Here is a 17,341-nt window from a genome sequence, read left to right as displayed (position 1 = left end):
CAATAATCTAATGAAAATAGGCATACTTTGCTATCCTACCTATGGAGGAAGCGGAATTGTAGCAACAGAATTAGGAATGTCTCTTGCCAATAAAGGCTACGAAGTACATTTCATCAGTTCTGCACTTCCTGCAAGATTAGACATTACCAACCCGAATATTTTCTTTCACAGGGTAAATGTTCAGACCTATCCTCTTTTCCAGTACCAGCCATATGATATTGCGTTAAGTTCGATGATCTATAGGGTTGTCAATCTTTACAAACTGGATCTTCTTCACGCACATTATGCCATTCCTTATGCGTATGCTGCTTTTACAGCAAAACAAATGCTTAAGGAAGATAATAATGATATCCCGTTGGTGACTACTTTGCATGGAACAGATATTACCCTTGTAGGTCAGCACCCAAGTTATAAACATGCGGTAGAATTTTCGATCAATCAGTCTGATGCGATTACTTCAGTTTCTGAAAGTCTGAAAAAAGATACCCTTCAGTTTTTTAATATCAAAAAAGAGATTCAGGTGATTACCAATTTTATTGATAATTCTGAATTCGATGACTGCTCTGAGTGCCAGAGAACACAGTTTGCCAATCCGGATGAAAAAATTCTGATCCATGTATCCAACCTTCGTCCGGTAAAACGTGTAGACGAAGTCCTGCAGATCTTTAAAAATGTGGAGAGAAAAGTTAAATCCAAGCTCATCATTATTGGTGAAGGTCCTGACATGGAAAAAGTAAATCAGTTTCTGGAAGAAAATCCGGAACTTATTTCCAAAATCCGTCTTTTAGGAAAGGTAAATGATCTGTATAAAATTTTACAGCTTTCAGATGTATTTCTTCTGCCTTCTGAACAGGAAAGTTTTGGTCTTGCAGCTTTGGAAGCCATGGCAGCGTATACACCGGTTATCAGTTCCAATGCAGGAGGAATTCCTGAGGTGAATATTCAGGGAGAAACAGGTTATCTGGCTGAAATCGGAAATGTGGAAGCCATGAGTAACTACACCATCAAGCTGTTAAGTAATGATGAACTTTTAGCCAAAATGAAGCAAAACGCGAAAGATCAGGCAATAAAGTTCGATTTGAAAAACATTCTTCCTATCTATGAGAAAATGTATAGAACAACTATAGAAAATTTTAATAAGGAGCTGACGAAAGTATAATATTTCTATTATATTTACGTCACACTTATGACGGAAAAACTACTTCAATATCTTTGGAACTATAAGATTTTCACCTATTTTGACTTCAAGGATATTGAAGGAAATTCCGTTGAGATCATAAATTTCGGAAAATGGAATAAAAATGCAGGACCCGATTTTCTTGATGCTAAAATCAAAATCAACGGCTTACTTCTCGCAGGAAATATAGAACTGCATGTACGCTCTTCAGACTGGATTTTCCACAATCATTCCCAGGACCCCAATTATTGCAATATCATTCTTCATGTGGTGTTTCAACACGACATAGAAATTCATGAACTTACCGGAAAGCAGGTTCCAACCTTGGAACTGCAAAATTATATTGATGAAAATATCGTCTGGAAGTACGAGAAACTTATTAATGGAGACGAATTTATTGCCTGCGAAAAGATTTTTGACCCAAAAAAAATGCCTGTCAACTTTTATGAAGAAAGTATACTAAAAAAACTGGATGAAAAATCTTTAGAACTTGAACAGAGTTTACATCAATATAAAAATAATTTTGAGGCCGTCTTATTCCACAGTTTTGCTTATTCATTCGGGTTAAAAGTAAATGCTGCAATTTTCCGGCAGATTGCAGAAAGTGTAGATTACAGTATTATTAATAAAATCCGCCAGAATCCTCTGCAGCTTGAAGCCTTGTTATTTGGAATTTCAGGATGGCTGGATATTCCTAAGGATGGCCAGATGAAACTATGGAAAAGAGAATTTGATTTCATTAAAAGCAAATTTTCCATTTCTGATGTAAAGCTTCATCCTAAGTTTTTAAGATTAAGACCACCCAATTTCCCAACCATCCGATTGTCTCAATTGGCAGACCTTTACAAACATCAGAACTTATTCTCAAAAATTATGGAAGCGAGAAGTTTGGAACAGCTGTACAGTATTTTCCACTCTATAAAAGCCTCTGAGTATTGGGATTTTCATTTTAATTTCGGAAGCATTTCCAAAGTACAGCCTAAAACATTGAGTAGAGATTTTGTAGATCTTCTTATTTTAAACACGGTAATCCCCTTACAATATGCTTATTACAAATATCATCAGGAAGAGATTGCAGATGACATTATTGAGCTTTACAGGTCTATTGCGGGAGAGAAAAACACCATCATTACAAGCTGGAAAAAACTTGGGGTGCGGGTTACCAATGCGCTGGAAAGTCAAAGTCTTATTTATCATCATAAAACCTGCTGTGAGCCGAAAAACTGTTTATCCTGTGCTATCGGTTTCAAACTTTTAAAAGAATAGTTATATTTTACAGCATTACTGTCCGATAAAAAATAAATACATTGAAAATATCAATATTTACAGCATGAATTAACAGATCGCTCCTAGGGAGCTTTATTTTTTACGGAAACTTCATTTTTTCTACTAACAGCAGATCCCGATAGGATCAAATCCAGCTCCAGCAGGAGCTGACTGTTAATTATTCTTAAATGTAACCGGACAAGAATGATTTTACAGATAAAATCAGGCAAAAAATGTATCAAAAAAAATCCTTAACTTTGAGTATTAGATTAAACTATTAAATAACAATCCGGAAATGCTGAGTAATATCCGTCATAAAATGGAAAGAGAGTGGTTTGGTGTACTGACAAGAACTGGTGCCAAACTGGGAATTCCTGTTTCTAAATTGAGAATTTTCTTTATTTATTCTACTTTTGCAACGGCAGGTTTTTTCTTTCTGATCTACTTAGGATTGGCATTCACCCTTTGGATTAAAGATATATTCATCACCAGAAGACCTAGTGTCTTTGATTTATAAATTATGGAATTTTCACCAATTACTTCCGCACAAGATTATAGAGTTCAGGAAATCTATACTTCTTATACTACCACTTTTCCTGCAGACGAACAAAGAGATAAAGATAAGTTTGAAAGTTTATTTTCAAATCCTTATGTAGAATTCATGTCTGTTATCCACGAATCTGAAGCTATTGGATACCTCATCCTATGGAAACTGGATTCTTTTGTTTTTGTAGAACATTTTGAAGTGTTTGAAGCATTCCGAAGTAAAAAACTCGGATCTCACATTATGAATCATTTATCGGAAAGTTATCCAAGTATTATCCTGGAAATTGAGCCTGCAGAATTGAGTGAGGATGCTTCAAGACGGTATTCTTTTTATCAGAGAAATAATTTCAGTCTGATTGACACCAACCATGTACAGCCTAGTTATGGTGAAGGAAAAAAATCTTTGAACTTATGGCTGCTTGCCAACTACACTCCTGAAAATGTAGAGGAAGCTAAAAAAGAGATTCATAAAATTATTTATGCTTAAATATAAAATGCCGGAATAACTTTCCGGCGTTTTTCTTTTACTGATATTTATATTAATTTACTTCATATTCCAGTTTGATGGTAATACTGGCTTCCTTTTCTTTGGATGAAGTATTAAAAGTTCCACCGTAAGAATAATCTTCATTGGAGTTGGGAGCTGTAATCTGAATCACACCCATGGTTGCTTTTTTAAGATTTCCAAGGCTGCTTCCTGAGTTTTCTGCAATTTTTTCAGCACGTTCCTTGGCATCCTTCGTTGCACTGGCAATCATTTCCTGTTTCACTGTAGCCAGTTTGGTGTAGAAATAAGCGGGTGAAGAAGAAGTGAATTCAATACCGCGGTTGATAATTTCGGTAATATTTCTGGATAGGTTTTCAATTTTTCCTACCTCCTTACTTTCAATAGAAACTTTTTGGGTAAGATTATAACCGGAGAATTCACCCTGAACATAATTTCCGTTTGAATCATTATAGCTTCTGAACTGTTTCTGAATATCTACCGAAGAAAATACGATTTCCTTCTGTTGGATTCCCTTTGACAGCAGATAGTCATTGATTACTTTTCTATCCATTGCCAGCTCGTCATAGGCAGACTTCAGATCCACATTATTTTTGGAAAAACTTCCAGACCAGGTGATCAAATCAGATGTAAACTGTTTGGTTCCTAAACCTGTTACAGATATGGTATTTTCAGATTTATTTCTGTTTTTAATTGCGTTTCCTAAAAATGCGAGACCAACGATAAAACCTAATGCTGCAATAGCTACTGCAAAAATGTTTTTATTCATAAAATTTGTGAATTTGGATTGTTATTTACTATTGTATCAATTTCTATTCCAATATTTTAAGAATTTATTAACATTTAAATTACTTTTGATTCTGTTTTAATCGCTCTATAAAAAGAGGAGCTGTTTCTTCCAGCCTCAGCATGACACCGGAAAGATTTCTTGCTTTTACATAGGTTCGTACCTGGGGTTTTGCTAAAAATGAAAACTGAATAAATTCTGAAATTCTGTCACCAGGAATTCCGGCTTTGATGAAATATTCATCATCTATTCTGTCCCGGACCCAGGTAATATGTTCCTGAAGATCATCATATCTGTATTGCCTTTTCTGCCTTCGGGCTTTCCCGCTAATCAGATCATACACTCCCTGAACATTGAGGCTTCCAAAAAGTATGGGTAAAAGAACACTTTTCACTTCTGCCGGCTTCTCTCTCATCTTTCCTACCGGCTGCGGAAGGCCAACGGCATCTCTTACCTGCTCTCCTTTATCTACTTTAGCTACAATCCGGGAATCTGTTTCCAGATCTCCGGTGAGTTTTTTTACAATTTTTACTTCCCCCACATCTCTCGGAATCTGGCGAAGCGTAATATACAGAGGCAAGTTGGTACCATTGGTAAGAACTTTTCTGGAGACTCTGTTGAAATCTTCTTTTACAAATCTTAATTCATCATTAGAATTGGCATCAATAGAAAATATACCTTCGGAATCAGAATATACTTTCTTATCAGTAGCCATATTAATCACGATTACCTTACTCAGATTTTCACCATTGTCATCCACTATCCGTCCCGTTACTTTTTGTTGGGACAAAACAAAAGTACTGCAAAGAAGCATCAGGAAAAGAAAAATTCTTCTCTGTGATATTTCAATATTTTCAGTGATATAAGCCAACTTTTAATTTATATATATTATTCCCGAGTTCCTTCTAAGGGATGTGTTTTACTGTATTCCCCAAAGGCAACTTTAAGTTCATATTCAATGACACTGACACTAAAATCTTTACGGTATTTTTTCGCCAATGAACGCGTTTTATCCGCATAAAGAAGAAACGCTTCAATCTGTTCTTCATCCATTCCGTATTTCTTAAGGAAATTCAGATTCACTTCATTTCTTACTCTCCTGAGGAAATCCTGAGTTTCAATGTAATTCGCTTTGGTAATTTTAGGTTTTGTTGCCTTCTTTACCAGGTCCGATACAGCATTAAATACGCCAAACAGATTTACCTGGCCCACATTAAAATCATGTCCGGTAAAAGTTTTTGATGTGGTATTATTGGGTAAGGGTTCAATCAACGGACTTCTCATATAATCCTCCATATCAGATTTTAAACTCTGAAGCTTTCTGGATTCATTATAATGCTGATTATCTTTTGCCAGATTTCCGGTAGGTCTGTACTTAATTTTAACCTCCGGAATTTGAATTTCCACTTTCTTCAGGATAATATTGAACGGAGTATTGATCTCTTCTCTGGTAATTTTTTTATCAACACGATAATACCCTTCTTTTACAAATCTGATCTCATCATTTTCTTTGGCTTCGATTTCAAATCGCCCGGACATATCACTTAGTACACTTCTATTTACCGAAATATTAACAACAAGCACAGGTGCTAAATCAAGTTCATCACCTGTTATCACCTTCCCGGATATTTTTTGTTGTCCCAACAATCCTGAAGCGATATAAAAAAACACCAATAATGAAACTCTTTTGATATATTTTGTTCTCATATTATCTTTGAGTTTGTGGAGCACGATAAGATGAAATTCTTGTCAGGACAAAACGTTGAAATCTGTTCAGATCCGCATCACTGCAGAATCCATATTTCAGAATTTTTTTCCTTTCAAAACCACCTGCAAAAACGTAATAAATAAAATGGTCTATCAGAGGTTTTTCTATTTTAAGATTGGTAAAATAATCATCACCAAGGCTCGCTCTGATGTATTTCATTAAATCTACGTCATCCCATTTATTTTTCACTTTCCCTATAAAAAAACCTTCTCCTTTCGGCTGTACAAATTCCCCGGGTTTTGCGGCCAGTATTCTTGGATCTGATTTCTGAGCAATATACCGATCCATATCTTTGAGCAGTTTTTCAACCTTTTGGGGTTTATTATAAAGTTTCGAATCAATTTTAAGGTTTCCGGTAAGCCCTTGTTTTATTTCCACCTCAGGAATCTGAATGGTCTGGCGTACAAGACTTATATTCATAGGAGACTGTGTATTTTCCTGAGAAACTATTTTGGTGAGACGTTCATAACCCGCTTTTATAAAACGTAATTCATCTCCCTGTCTTCCGGAAATCATAAAATGGCCATCCCGGTTTGAAACTACTATTTCATCGGTTCTGATATTTACAACATTTACATCCTGCATTTCAGTACCATTTTCGGAAATAATTTTACCAAATATATAACTTTGGGCATGGGTATGGTTAAAAAGAATAAAGGATAAGAAAAAGAATAGTTTGAGTTTCACGGGCTATTTTTTATAAAGCAAAGCTAAAATTATTTTTAATTTATCCCATAAGTTTAACCACAGTTAACGCGTTTTAATATTTCTTTTTAATTTTTGCCATCTAAACTGTTAAATGAGCTGATTAAATTGTTAAAATTTCTTTTAAATTTTAGCTAACTTGCAGTCTCAATTCTCTTTCAACAATGCAAAATTCTTACACAGTCATCAATGCTTCTGCCGGATCCGGGAAAACATATGCCCTGGTACAAAGGCTTTTGATGATCTGTCTCCGCTATCCTAATCAACAGCAGTCGATCAGGAATATTCTCGCCCTGACTTTCACCAATAAGGCAGCGAATGAGATGAAGGAAAGAATTTTATCGTGGTTGGGGAATTTTTCAGCTAAAGATTATGCTGAAAATACAGATCTGAAAAATATTCAGAAAGCATTTGAAGAACAGGGTCTGAAAATTACCATTGATGACCTTCATCAACGTTCTAAAAAACTGCTGGATTACGTTCTCCACAATTATTCCACACTGAATATCGGAACGATTGACCGTTTTAACTCAAGACTGGTAAGAAGTTTTTCCTATGAATTGGGACTGGCTAAAAATTTTAATCTTGAAATTGAAGCTGAGCCGTTTCTGATAGAGGCCGTAGATAAAATGCTGGATCAGATTGGTGAAAATGAAACGATCTCCAATTCTTTCATGGATTATGTAGATTACAGTCTCGAAAACAATGAAAGAATCAATCTTAACAAAAATCTTTATGATTCTGCGAAGGAATTTGTAAAGGATATTCACTACGAGCATCTGAAAAGCAATAAAAGTTTTGACGATGCCAATTATGAGAATATAAAGAATGCGCTACGTAAAGAGATTGTTCTCAATAAAAAACAGTCTGCAGAACTGGCAGCCGGTTCCATTGAGTTGTTCAAATCAAGAAATATTGATATTGAGGATTTTGCTCAGGGTAAAAACGGAATCGGAGGCTTCTTCACAAAGGTTATAGATTTCTATCAACAGAAGAGAGCCGGTTTTCCTTTTCCTACAACTCAGGAAGAGTCTGTGATCAACAATTACAGAAAGGGAGCGTCTTCAAAGTCAAAACATAAAGAATCTGAGATTTTTGAAATTCTGGATCAGCTTCTGGACAACCGGATGAAACTTATCATTCTGTATATTGAGACTCAAAAGAAAGAGAAAGTTTTGTCTGCACTTCTTCCTTTAAAGGTAAATAAGGATATTCAGGATGAGCTTCAAAAAATTGAAGAGGAAAATGATCTTGTCCTTCTTTCCAAGTTTAATATTCTGATCAATGAAAATCTTAAAAATGAACCATCAGCATTTATTTATGAAAAAGTAGGTTCACAATTTCAGCATTATTTCTTTGATGAGTTTCAGGATACCTCAGAACTGCAGTGGCAGAATTTTGTTCCGCTGAGAGATCACAGTGTCTCCACCGAGTACACCTCATTTACATTGGTGGGAGATCCCAAGCAGAGTATTTACAGATTCCGTGGCGGCGAAAGTAAACTGATGCTGGATATCATTAACAAAAAGGAATTTTCACCAAAGGAAGCTGATCTTCTGGTATTAAAAGACAACTGGAGAAGTGCCAGAAACATTGTACAATTCAACAACGAGTTGTACCGTTTCCACTCTGAAGGACTCCTGGAAGAGCATCAAAATATTTTCGGGGCAGACGCTGAGCAAAATCCAAAATCCCAAAAGGATGGACGTGTTAAGGTTAACCTAATCGAAAATCTTACGAATGAAGAATTTTATACCAATACTTCCGAAAGAATGCAGAAAGATATTCAGGAATGTCTGGATAATGGTTTCAAGTTTTCTGACATCACTATTCTTTGCCGGGGAAATTTTGATATTTTCAGCTATTCTCAAAAACTGGGAAGTTTAAAGGTAAACTACAAAGGAGAAGAAACAAATATCAAAACGATCTCAGATAAAGGTCTTACTCTGGAACTTTCCAATACGTTAAAGGCGGTTATTGAATTTCTTCGCTGGGAGCTTAATCCAAAGAATAAACATTGCCTGATCATGATGATGTATCATCTGACTACGTTGGGAAAAATTCATATGCCGGATTTTACTTTAGGAATGAAAGAAATTCTGGATATTGAAGGCCACGAAGAAATTCTGCAGTTTATTCAGCAAAAATATTCGCTGCAGCTTAAACAGGACAACTTCCCGAGATTCAATCTTTACAATTTTATAGAATATTATATCAACGAATTCTCTGTCGAAAATAAAGAAACAGACTTTCTACTGAACTTCCTGGAAATGCTTTTCAACTTTACGCAGAATGCAGGTGCCAGTACCAAAGAGTTTTTAAAATACTGGGATGAAGAAGCTGCTTCCTATACCATTCAGGCTTCAGAAAATATTGATGCTGTCCAGATCATGACCATCCACAAGTCTAAAGGACTGGAATTTCCCATTGTTTTTATCCCAATGATGAATAAGAATCGGGACAGTGAGTTCACCAACTGGTTTGATACCAATGAGAATGAAGCTTTAAAATCGGTCAACATCAATCAGTTCAGCAAAAATCTGGAAGCTTATGATGATGAAATCCTGCTTTTCAACACTAAAAATTCTTATAAAAACCTGATTGACAGATTATGTCTTCAGTATGTAGCGACGACAAGACCTGTTGAACAATTATTTTTTTATCTTCAAAAAGCGAATAAAACTTCCAATAATCTTGAGCTTCTGGAATTCCTTCAGACAAAAAATCCTGAACAGGCTGATGCGTTTGATGTTTATGAAGTGAATCCTGAAATGCTTAGGAAATATTCGAAAGATAAAAGTTCCTCTTTTAAAACGCAGAATATTCAGAACCTGAAGAATGTTAATGAAAAAAGTACTTCTATCAAGATTGCAACGCCTTCAAAAAACTATCAGGTGCGAAATGAAAAGGTAAGAATCGGGCTATTTGTTCACGAACTTTTATCAAAGATCAATACAGAAAATGACATCGTGAAGGTATTGGATGGTTATGCTTTAGAAGGACAGATTACACTGGAGGAGAAAAATGAGATACAGGTTACGCTGCAGGAAATTATCAGAAAATATGCAGAATTCTTTGATGAAAAATGGGAAGTGATCAACGAGAAAGATATTATGATCTCTGAAAGAGGAGAAAGCCATATCTTCAGGCCGGACCGTATCTTGAAGAATGAAGAAGGTTATATGATTGTAGATTTCAAAACCGGTGAACAAAAAGCGAAGGATGAAGCGCAGGTAGAAGGATATAAAAACATTCTTGAACGTTTGGGCAAAAAAGTACTCAAAACTCAGATCATTTATCTATAATCTGAACATTTACAAAACATTACTATACAATTTTTGTAAAAAATCTTTCAAAATATGAAAAGGTTTTATTATTTTTATTCTAAGATGAATATAATTATATAGTCTCCGATTATATTTTGATTACAACTAACCAACCATGAGAATATATTTAAACTCCTTTTTTATAAGTCTGATCATCATGTTATGTACTACAGTGGTCACTTACAATATTGTCGATTGTTTAGATCCGCCCGTTACATCAGAAGGGCATCATTATATGCCCGCTGAAAACATAGCCAACTCTTTATTTCTAAGTTTTGTATTGGGAGCGGTGGTTTTTATTTCCGCTGTGAGAATCCAGAGGCAGCCATATAGGAAATAGCACTCTTGTTTTAACAAAAAAACCGCTATTCCTGAGGATAACGGTTTTATATTTTGAAGATTTTCAATCTTAAGCGGTTGTGTTGGGAGTAAATACTCTCTGCGACAATTCCTGGTCAAAAAGATATAATGCGGATGGATTATCACATACCATTTTGATTTTTGTTACGTATTGAGAAGCACTCGCTTCTTCTTCTACCTGTTCGTTGATGAACCACTGCAGGAATGATGTTGTTGCAAAATCTCCCTCATCGTTTGCATTTTTTACAATATTGAAAATACTTTTAGTTACCACTTTCTCATGTGCTAATGCTTTCTCAAAAATATCTGTCGCGTTTTCGAACTCGTGTGGAGGTTTTGGAATTTCTCCGATGATAATTTCTCCTCCTACATCATTCAAATAATCAAACATTTTGTCTGCATGCATCAATTCTTCTTTGCTCTGTACTCTGAAATAGTTGGCAATTCCATCCAGATCTTTTCCGGAAAACCATGCAGACATTGAAAGATAATATTGAGCGGCGTATTGTTCGTGGGCAATTTGTTCGTTAATTAATTTTGCAATTTTTTCGCTAACCATAAGTATTAAATTTATAGTCAAAAATAGGGAATAAAAGCCCGAAATCAAAAGTTTTAAAGAAAATTAATACAAAAAGGATGGAAAATCATCCATCCTTAACACATTAAAAAACTAAAATTACAAACTGTTATTTTACTTCAGCAGTTCCTGTATTCATCGGCTTTTCATCATTTTTCTTTCTTTCATAGCCATTTTCATTTTCTCTGCTTTAGCTTTTCTGTCAGCCTGCCATTTATCATATTGATCAGGAGTAAGGATTTTTTTCATATCAGCATCCATTTGCGCTCTTTTGGCCTGCATTTCCTGCATCTTAGCTTGTCTGTCTACTTTATTTTTGTCGAACTCAGCCTTCATTTCAGCTTTTCTTTTGTCTTGAAGAGCCTTTATCTGTGTTACCTGAGATGGGTTAAGATTAAGGTCCTTTTGCATCTGATCGAGACGTTCCTGCTGTCTCTGCTCCATTTTCTGCTTCATTTCAACTGCTCTTGCCTGTCTGTCTTGTGGAGTTGTAGTTTGTTGTGCCATTGCAAAACTTCCCATTCCGATAAATGCTATTGCTAAAACTAATTTTTTCATCTTTTTAAAATTTAATTAATTGTTATTTTGTTATTATACCTTTTTGATTATGAATTAAAATACAAGTTAAATTAACATATTCATAAATAATGTTAAATTTTAATAAAAATAAATCAATAAAAGAATAAAAAAAAGGACAGATTATAAAAACCTGTCCTTCACACCACTTAAATATAATATATGAAAATTAATTCCTTACTAAACTGCCTCTAAAACCGCCGCCGCTATTCCCACGGCTCTCCTGTCTTGGTGCAGAATTTTCAGATCTCTGTCTGAAACCTCCTCCATTGTTTCCTCTGAATCCACCATTATCTTCTCGTTTCGGAGCTTCTCTTCTTACTTCACTATTTCCTCTGAAGCCACCTCCATTGCTATTTCTGAAGCCTCCGTTATCATTATTTCCTCTGTTTCCTCCATTATCAGAATTCCCTCTGAAACCGCCGTTATTATCATTTCTGAAACCGGAATTATTGTTATTTCCATTATTTCCCCGGAAGCCACCTGAATTTCCATGGTTTCCCGTGTTTCTGAAACCGTTATCCGGTCTGCTGCTTCTTCTGACAATATCGAAAGTAGGATTATCCATTCTTCGGAATCTTGATCGGTCTACCCTGTAAATATTGATATTAATATTTCTATATCTCGGCATTACCGTATATCTCGGTACATAATAGGTTCTTCTATAATTCTGGAAATAAACTATTGGGCTGGAACCTCTGTAATAGTTATTCTGGAAAACCACGAATACTCTTGGTCCTAAAATTCTTTCCAAGGCATAAAACCTGTCATAATACCATCTGTCCGGATTATATCTGTAGAAATTATTCCATGAGCTAAAACTTGCATACAGATTATTCAACCTCATAATCTGGTCTACCTGCCATCTGCTTAATCTGTTCTGTACGAAAAATCCGTTCCAGTCGATATTAATAATACTTCCTCTGTAGTCGTTATAATAGCTTTGGTAATAATTACTTGGATAATAGTCCTGAGGATAATTGTAATAATAATCGTCAGGAAAATAATTTCTGTCATCTTCATCACTGTAATAACCTCCCTCATTCTGATAATAACCATCATCATCCCAACCATTATTCGGATACTGCTGAGCCGACGTCAAAACGCCTAACCCAATAGCTAATCCCAAAAATATTTTTTTCATTTCTATAGTCGTTAATTGGTTAATATATAGCAGAATATCTTAATTCTATCTTTTTGATATAAATAAAAAAAAGAAGTTAAATCATAAGATTAAACTTCTTTCAAAATATTTTTAACTAATTGATAATCAGATGTTAAATTTACACTCTTCCACTATCTTTTATCCAATGAGCAATTTTTTGGTTGAAAGATTTCTTCTCTTTCAGGTCTTCAAGGTTGATGTGCATTCTGTAGCGCCAGTAATGTGGGAAAACTGCAGGATTGTTGATCCTTTCGTTATCCATTTTCTTATTGGTAAGCTCTGCATCTGTGGCAAGGAACTCCTGAATCGGGAAAATAGCAAGCATAGCCTCATTATACAGATGTTGTTTCATGATGATCTCTGCAAGATGCGGATTGAGATCTTCGGGTGATTTTCCATACTGTATTAATTGTTGATTGTAATATTTCTGTGTGAGTACAGGATCTTCCTTCCACCATTGTCTTAATGTTGAACTGTCGTGGGAGGATGCTGTCACTACATTCATATAATTTGCATTCTTAGGATTATAGAATGGAATATTATCAGAAGGCATTCTTTGTACTTTAAGTGCGATAATAGCCAATTCATCCATCACTATGGGAACGCAGGCAGGAACCATTCCAAGATCTTCACCGCAAATCAGCATTTTGGTAGCATTCAGGATGACCGGAAGTTTTTCCATGGCCTTTTCAAACCACAAATGGTCCTGTCTTCTGAAAAAGTAATCATGGTAGAGGTCATAAATACTCTTTTGTTCTGCTTCCGAAAGGTATTTATAAGATTCTGTATTGTAAACATTGAATCTCGGATGATAAACTGTTTTCCCATTTCTTTCCTCTGTTAAAAACAAAACATTGGCACAAAGGGAAACCAGTTTCTCTTCAAGGGAGCCGTATGATTTTTTCTTAAAGAAGTTAACAAGTTTTCTCTGGGTATCAAATTCTTCCTTGAAAGTATAAGTACCGTCTTCATTACGGTTCATAAACTCAAGAGCTTTTGCGCTTTCTTCTCCGAAATTATCCCATAAGATCTTATTGTTGATAAAAGGCTTACAATACCTGTCAAAATCGAACGGAATCTGCCATGCTTTAAATTCATCCACTACAATAGGAACAGCCGGATAAAAGTACCCTAAAATTCCTTGTACGGCAGAAATCGGCATTCTCCATATTCTGAAGAATCCTAATATATGGTCAATTCTCATGGCATCAAAATACTGTTCCAATGCTTTGAATCTGTTTTTCCACCATTTGTAATCGTCTGCTTTCATTGCTTCCCAATTGTAAGTGGGGAACTCCCAGTTTTGTCCAAGTTCTGTAAACTGGTCAGGTGGTGCGCCTGCCTGGAAATCCATACCGAATAATTCCGGTTCTGTCCAGGCTTCTACTGAGTATCTGTAAATTCCGATGGGAAGATCTCCCTTCAACGAAACTCCCAGGTTATGGGTATAATCAACAGCATCTTTAAGCTGTACGTGCAATTGATATTGTACCCAGGCATGAAGCATTAAGGTATCATAATCTTTATTTTTCGTTGTAAAAAACTGTGAGATCTTACCTGCAATATATTTTTTGTGGGTCTTCCACTCGTTGAAATTAGGTGTTTTATATTTATCTCTCAAAACACAGAATGCAGAATAAGGAACAAGCCAGTATTCATTATCCTTGATAAATTTCCTGAAGTTCCTGTCTTTATAAATTTTGTCCTTTTCCTTGTTGAAAACAGCGGTCAGATATTTCCACTTACCGTCTATCATCTTTTCATAATCAATCAGGTCCAAGGCATTTAACTTCTCTTTTTCAAGCAGATATTCTTTAACGAGTTCTTTCGGTAAAGCGTAATCAAGGTTTTCTAAAGAAATATATTGTGGATGCAAAGCATAAACAGACACTGCGGCATATGGATAGGAATCCGTCCATGAGTAATTAGCAGTTGTATCATTGATCGGGAGAATCTGAATAATTCCCAGATTGGTTTCTTTGGTCCAATCTGCCAGTTTTTTAATATCTGTAAATTCTCCAACTCCAAATCCATCCTCACTTCTCAGGGAGAATACAGGAATTGCTACACCAGCATCATGATACATCTGATATCCTTTAAATCTGAAATAATGATTGGAAACCACCTGCAGCACATCACTTATTGGATTGGCAACTGTAAATCTGTTTTCGCCGGTCTCTACATCGATAACCCTATTTTCTTTAGTATCATAAATACAATATTTAAACTGGATAAATTCATTCTCCGGGATTTCAACAGAAGTTTCCCACATTCCAAAATCTGTCTGATTCAGATGAACAACATTATCATAGCTCCAGTTTCCTAAAGAGGCCGTACTTCCGAAAAGAACAATCCTCCAATCCGGATTATAAATAGGAGCTTCTATCCTGAACAAATGGGTATGTTTTTTTAAAACTGTAACTTTTTCAGGAATAAAATCGTGTAGTTTATTATAAAGAATTTTGTTATTTAAATAATTCTCAGGAAAGTTTTTGTTATTCCATTCATCAAAAATGATAAACTCCTTATAATTGTGTGGAAAGCTCAAATGATGCCCCACGAATTCTTCCCTCAATACATCTCCTTTTTCGTTCACTACTCGATAATGATAGGAAATGGATTTTGAAAAATAGTCTACTTCACATTTCCATAGACCATTCTCCGCATAAAACATAGTATGGATATGTAAGGTATTCTCCTCTTCACCAAATACCAGCTGCAAATTTTCTCCGGCATTTACAATATATCCTACATTAAAGTATAGTTTCATCTATATTTTTTTATAAAAGTACATTTTAATATCGAAAAATAAAACTTATTGGATGTCAAATAATCATTAAAAAACCTTCTCAAAATAATTTGAAAAGGTTGTTATATGATGATTCACAGTACACTATTATCTCGTTACCAGAATCTTCTTGTTGAATATTATTTTTCCGGATTCATCAGCAATATTTACAATATACGCTCCAGTCACCAATCCTTTAAGGTATACTTTTTCATCCAATGAGCTATCTTTTACAGATAAGCTCTGAGTCATTACATTTTTGCCTGCCATATCAAAGATATTCAATTTAATGGTACCTTTTACATTGTTGTTAACATGAACGTTGATATAGTGCTCATCAACCCTTGTTGGATAAATATCGAGATTTGTAGCCAGAGTATTAACCGTTGAAGATTTATCATTAGCAAAATATTTACTTGCCAAATCATAAATATGAAGTCCCTGTTCTCCCGGAAGCTGCTTAGCCTGCAATGTTACCAGATCAACCTCATATAAAGCTCCTCCTTTTGCACTTGCTACAACAACTTTACCCTGAGCATTTACTGCAGAACCATTTACTGAATAGTTATCAGGAATCCCCGTAATTTTACCTATAAATTTAGCTTTCAAATCTTTTGTCACAACTTTAAAGACATTCCCTGAAGCAGCAAATACATAGAAGTTATTATCTGCATCAGCAATCATATCACCTCCGAAACCGGTTTCCATAGCAGTAAAGGAATTTCGGCCATTAGAAGCATCATCTTTAATAATTCCAAGATCATTTACAATATATTGTCCCGCTTCTTTTCTTATTTCCAAAAACTGTGTTCCCGCATTATTTACAGCATAAATATTTCCGTTATATCCGGTTGCCATCCTGGTAATATGAGAATTGATATCGCATGATGATACTCTTGCCACTTTATTTTCCACTAAAGTAATTTCTTTTGTCTTCGGATTCAAAACGTAAATATTTGAAGAAAACATAGGCATATAAACCAGATTGTTATTCGAAGAATCATATGCAAGAGCTGCTAATGTCACGGCTTGAGAATGATTGTAAGAATTTCTGTCTTCTGCTACAACACCTTTTCTCGTTTGTGAAAATACTTTTGCTGAAGAATCAGCTGTAAAAAACTTCTCTCCTGATGTTCCATTAGTCCCATCAATGGCACGAAAATCATTGAAAGTAATACTCTGAGTGTCTTTTCCTGTAATCGCAAAGAAATCCTGTTGTGCTTGTGCATTCACACCTAATAACAGTAAAAATAGAGGGAATAAATGTTTTTTCATACTATATATATTTAAATTTGTAATTGTTTTAATTCTACTAAGTTACACAATTTTCAAAATACAAAAACAAAAAATCTCCGGTAATTGAATAAAGTGAATTACAAATCAAAAAATATCAGCCAGCATAAAGACTGTGTATTTCGTTTACTTCTGTAGATTAGAATATAACAGAAATCTAAAAATTTCAGGAGCTTTTTCCCGCTATTCATTCATACTCCTCGCGCCTAGTGCTGTCCTATGCGCGAAGCCGGAGGGCCTACACCCCTGCTGCGGGGTAACCATTGCTATCGGGGCTAGGGAGAAACATGAATGATAAGTGATAATTGATGATTGCTTACTACGCGCATCTATTATCTATTATCTATTATCTATTATCTATTATCTATTATCTATTATCTATTTCTCATTGCTCATTGCTCATTACTCATAACCCTGAGCTGGGTATAAAGCAAAAAAAAATCCTTTATCGTTATGATAAAGGATTTTTAAAAATAAAATAAAAACTGGCGGCGGCCTACTC

At 35.1% G+C, this 17,341-nt stretch carries 14 protein-coding genes; 5 read left to right on the top strand and 9 right to left on the bottom strand.

Annotated elements, in window-relative coordinates:
* The first annotated feature begins 10 nt into the window (after positions 1-10).
* The 4 genes from bshA to FB551_RS22035 all read left to right on the top strand — a co-directional run bounded on the left by bshA (position 11) and on the right by FB551_RS22035 (position 3,476).
* Positions 11-1,159 carry an N-acetyl-alpha-D-glucosaminyl L-malate synthase BshA gene (gene bshA / locus FB551_RS22050; protein ID WP_079240311.1) on the top strand — a complete coding sequence of 383 codons (1,149 nt, stop codon included), beginning with the start codon at positions 11-13 and terminating at the stop codon, positions 1,157-1,159.
* A 27-nt stretch (positions 1,160-1,186) separates the two neighbouring features.
* Entirely contained in the window at positions 1,187-2,443 is a 1,257-nt protein-coding gene (locus FB551_RS22045; RefSeq protein ID WP_142018949.1) for a DUF2851 family protein, read from the top strand.
* Positions 2,444-2,738: 295 nt separating this feature from the next.
* Positions 2,739-2,960, top strand: a complete 222-nt coding sequence (locus FB551_RS22040) for a PspC family transcriptional regulator (RefSeq protein WP_034695702.1) — start codon at positions 2,739-2,741, stop codon at positions 2,958-2,960.
* A 3-nt stretch (positions 2,961-2,963) separates the two neighbouring features.
* Entirely contained in the window at positions 2,964-3,476 is a 513-nt protein-coding gene (locus tag FB551_RS22035) for a GNAT family N-acetyltransferase (RefSeq protein WP_142018948.1), read from the top strand.
* Between the two features lie 52 nt (positions 3,477-3,528).
* On the opposite strand, the gene FB551_RS22030 is transcribed toward FB551_RS22035, so the two are convergent.
* The 4 genes from FB551_RS22030 to FB551_RS22015 all read right to left on the bottom strand — a co-directional run bounded on the left by FB551_RS22030 (position 3,529) and on the right by FB551_RS22015 (position 6,736).
* Positions 3,529-4,263, bottom strand: a complete 735-nt coding sequence (locus tag FB551_RS22030; RefSeq protein ID WP_142018947.1) for an SIMPL domain-containing protein — start codon at positions 4,261-4,263, stop codon at positions 3,529-3,531.
* 79 nt (positions 4,264-4,342) lie between these two features.
* The gene (locus tag FB551_RS22025; RefSeq protein ID WP_226798766.1) at positions 4,343-5,152 is read right to left on the bottom strand and encodes a carboxypeptidase-like regulatory domain-containing protein; all 810 of its coding nucleotides are present in this window, start codon (positions 5,150-5,152) and stop codon (positions 4,343-4,345) included.
* A gap of 17 nt (positions 5,153-5,169) precedes the next feature.
* Positions 5,170-5,988: a carboxypeptidase-like regulatory domain-containing protein gene (locus tag FB551_RS22020; RefSeq protein WP_142018946.1), complete on the bottom strand. Its 819-nt coding sequence runs from the start codon at positions 5,986-5,988 to the stop codon at positions 5,170-5,172.
* Position 5,989: 1 nt separating this feature from the next.
* The gene (locus tag FB551_RS22015) at positions 5,990-6,736 is read right to left on the bottom strand and encodes a hypothetical protein (protein ID WP_142018945.1); all 747 of its coding nucleotides are present in this window, start codon (positions 6,734-6,736) and stop codon (positions 5,990-5,992) included.
* Positions 6,737-6,918: 182 nt separating this feature from the next.
* Here FB551_RS22015 and FB551_RS22010 point away from each other — a divergent pair, with 182 nt between their 5' ends.
* Positions 6,919-10,059 carry a UvrD-helicase domain-containing protein gene (locus tag FB551_RS22010; RefSeq protein ID WP_142018944.1) on the top strand — a complete coding sequence of 1,047 codons (3,141 nt, stop codon included), beginning with the start codon at positions 6,919-6,921 and terminating at the stop codon, positions 10,057-10,059.
* A 430-nt stretch (positions 10,060-10,489) separates the two neighbouring features.
* Here FB551_RS22010 and FB551_RS22005 read toward each other — a convergent pair whose 3' ends face one another.
* From FB551_RS22005 to FB551_RS21985, 5 genes are all read right to left on the bottom strand, one after another.
* On the bottom strand, positions 10,490-10,999 hold the full coding sequence (locus FB551_RS22005) for a ferritin (RefSeq protein WP_047429076.1): 510 nt from the start codon (positions 10,997-10,999) through the stop codon (positions 10,490-10,492).
* Positions 11,000-11,152: 153 nt separating this feature from the next.
* A complete protein-coding gene (locus FB551_RS22000; RefSeq protein ID WP_226798765.1) occupies positions 11,153-11,575 on the bottom strand; it encodes a hypothetical protein in 423 nt (140 codons plus the stop codon).
* A gap of 187 nt (positions 11,576-11,762) precedes the next feature.
* Positions 11,763-12,737, bottom strand: coding sequence for a hypothetical protein (locus tag FB551_RS21995; RefSeq protein ID WP_142018943.1), 975 nt, complete (start codon positions 12,735-12,737; stop codon positions 11,763-11,765).
* A 139-nt stretch (positions 12,738-12,876) separates the two neighbouring features.
* Complete coding sequence (locus FB551_RS21990; RefSeq protein ID WP_142018942.1) at positions 12,877-15,528, bottom strand: 4-alpha-glucanotransferase; 2,652 nt, start codon at positions 15,526-15,528, stop codon at positions 12,877-12,879.
* Positions 15,529-15,654: 126 nt separating this feature from the next.
* Positions 15,655-16,821 (bottom strand): T9SS type A sorting domain-containing protein, encoded by a 1,167-nt coding sequence (locus tag FB551_RS21985; protein WP_047429067.1) that lies wholly within the window; start codon positions 16,819-16,821, stop codon positions 15,655-15,657.
* Positions 16,822-17,341: the final 520 nt, after the last annotated feature.

The organism is Chryseobacterium aquifrigidense, from assembly GCF_006716485.1.
Lineage (GTDB): Bacteria > Bacteroidota > Bacteroidia > Flavobacteriales > Weeksellaceae > Chryseobacterium > Chryseobacterium vietnamense.
The sequence above is the reverse complement of the archived record's forward strand: the minus strand, read 5'-3'. Positions and strand labels throughout refer to the sequence as shown.

Excerpts from the sequence above, each read along its gene's own strand:
- bshA (WP_079240311.1), top strand. The coding sequence starts at position 11 with ATGAAAATAGGCATACTTTGCTATCCTACCTATGGAGGAAGCGGAATT.
- FB551_RS22045 (WP_142018949.1), top strand. The coding sequence starts at position 1,187 with ATGACGGAAAAACTACTTCAATATCTTTGGAACTATAAGATTTTCACC.
- FB551_RS22040 (WP_034695702.1), top strand. The coding sequence starts at position 2,739 with ATGCTGAGTAATATCCGTCATAAAATGGAAAGAGAGTGGTTTGGTGTA.
- FB551_RS22035 (WP_142018948.1), top strand. The coding sequence starts at position 2,964 with ATGGAATTTTCACCAATTACTTCCGCACAAGATTATAGAGTTCAGGAA.
- FB551_RS22030 (WP_142018947.1), bottom strand. The coding sequence starts at position 4,263 with ATGAATAAAAACATTTTTGCAGTAGCTATTGCAGCATTAGGTTTTATC.
- FB551_RS22020 (WP_142018946.1), bottom strand. The coding sequence starts at position 5,988 with ATGAGAACAAAATATATCAAAAGAGTTTCATTATTGGTGTTTTTTTAT.
- FB551_RS22010 (WP_142018944.1), top strand. The coding sequence starts at position 6,919 with ATGCAAAATTCTTACACAGTCATCAATGCTTCTGCCGGATCCGGGAAA.
- FB551_RS22005 (WP_047429076.1), bottom strand. The coding sequence starts at position 10,999 with ATGGTTAGCGAAAAAATTGCAAAATTAATTAACGAACAAATTGCCCAC.
- FB551_RS22000 (WP_226798765.1), bottom strand. The coding sequence starts at position 11,575 with ATGAAAAAATTAGTTTTAGCAATAGCATTTATCGGAATGGGAAGTTTT.
- FB551_RS21995 (WP_142018943.1), bottom strand. The coding sequence starts at position 12,737 with ATGAAAAAAATATTTTTGGGATTAGCTATTGGGTTAGGCGTTTTGACG.
- FB551_RS21990 (WP_142018942.1), bottom strand. The coding sequence starts at position 15,528 with ATGAAACTATACTTTAATGTAGGATATATTGTAAATGCCGGAGAAAAT.
- FB551_RS21985 (WP_047429067.1), bottom strand. The coding sequence starts at position 16,821 with ATGAAAAAACATTTATTCCCTCTATTTTTACTGTTATTAGGTGTGAAT.